Below are 871 nucleotides of genomic sequence, written 5' to 3'. Positions count from 1 at the left end.
AGGGTCCGGCGGGTGCCCGAGCCCGACTCCCGAGACACGAGCGGTGTGGATGCGAGATCCGCTGCCGTCACGGGTTCGGACTTCGATGCCCATGCGTGCCTCGGCGAGACGACGACGAGCAGTTCGTCGACACCCAGGACGGTCGTGGCGAGCCCGTCGGCCTCATCAGGGGTCTCCGTGAACCCGAGGTGCGCGCGCCCCGAACGGACCTCGTCGACGACCCAGTCGCTGTTGCCCGATTCCAGGCGTACCCGGACACGATCCGCTGCCGCTGTCATCCAGCGTGGCATCAGCGCCTCTGACACCGTCTGACTCGCCGCGACGAGGAGAGCGTCGGAGGCGCCGGTCATCAGGGTGTGCAGCGATCGTTCGAAGGTGGTCGCCGCCTCGAGCAGGGGTCGGCCCCACTCGCACACCAGGAGTCCGTGCTCGGTCAGCGCCGAGCCCGCCCGAGAGCGGACGAGCAACGTACGACCCAGCCGCCGCTCGGCGCCCGTGATGCGAGACGACGCCGCCTGCTGGCTGATGCCCACCGATGTCGCGGCCCGGCCCAGACTGCCCGATCTCGAGATCGCCTCCAGCAGTCGGAGCGTCTCGAGATCAACAGGGAGTCCGGTCACAAGGATCGATTGTGACACCACAAGCATCCGCCCGTATCGGCAGCCGGACGCACGTACGAAGATCGAGGCATGCCTGCCGCGATCACACCGACTGTCGCCCCTCCCCGCACGCACGGTCTGTTCCGCCAGCTCGAGCACCGCGGGCAGATCGTGTCGAACCTGACCCCGAACTGGTTCGCGTCGATCATGGGGACCGGCATCGTCGCCAACGCCGCGGCGACCCTGCCGTTGCAGTTCCCGGGGCTGCGCCC

General features: G+C 69.0%; 1 protein-coding gene and 1 pseudogene. One reads left to right on the top strand and one right to left on the bottom strand.

What is annotated here, in order from left to right:
* Window positions 1-620: LysR family transcriptional regulator (locus tag ACZ6JE_RS15075; RefSeq protein ID WP_464319458.1), on the bottom strand; the 620-nt coding region annotated here is incomplete at its 3' end.
* 69 nt (window positions 621-689) lie between these two features.
* Between ACZ6JE_RS15075 and ACZ6JE_RS15070 the strand changes: the two are divergent.
* Window positions 690-871: pseudogene (locus tag ACZ6JE_RS15070) on the top strand (C4-dicarboxylate ABC transporter); the annotation flags it as partial.

Source organism: Frigoribacterium sp. AC759, assembly GCF_979256015.1.
The sequence above is the reverse complement of the archived record's forward strand: the minus strand, read 5'-3'. Positions and strand labels throughout refer to the sequence as shown.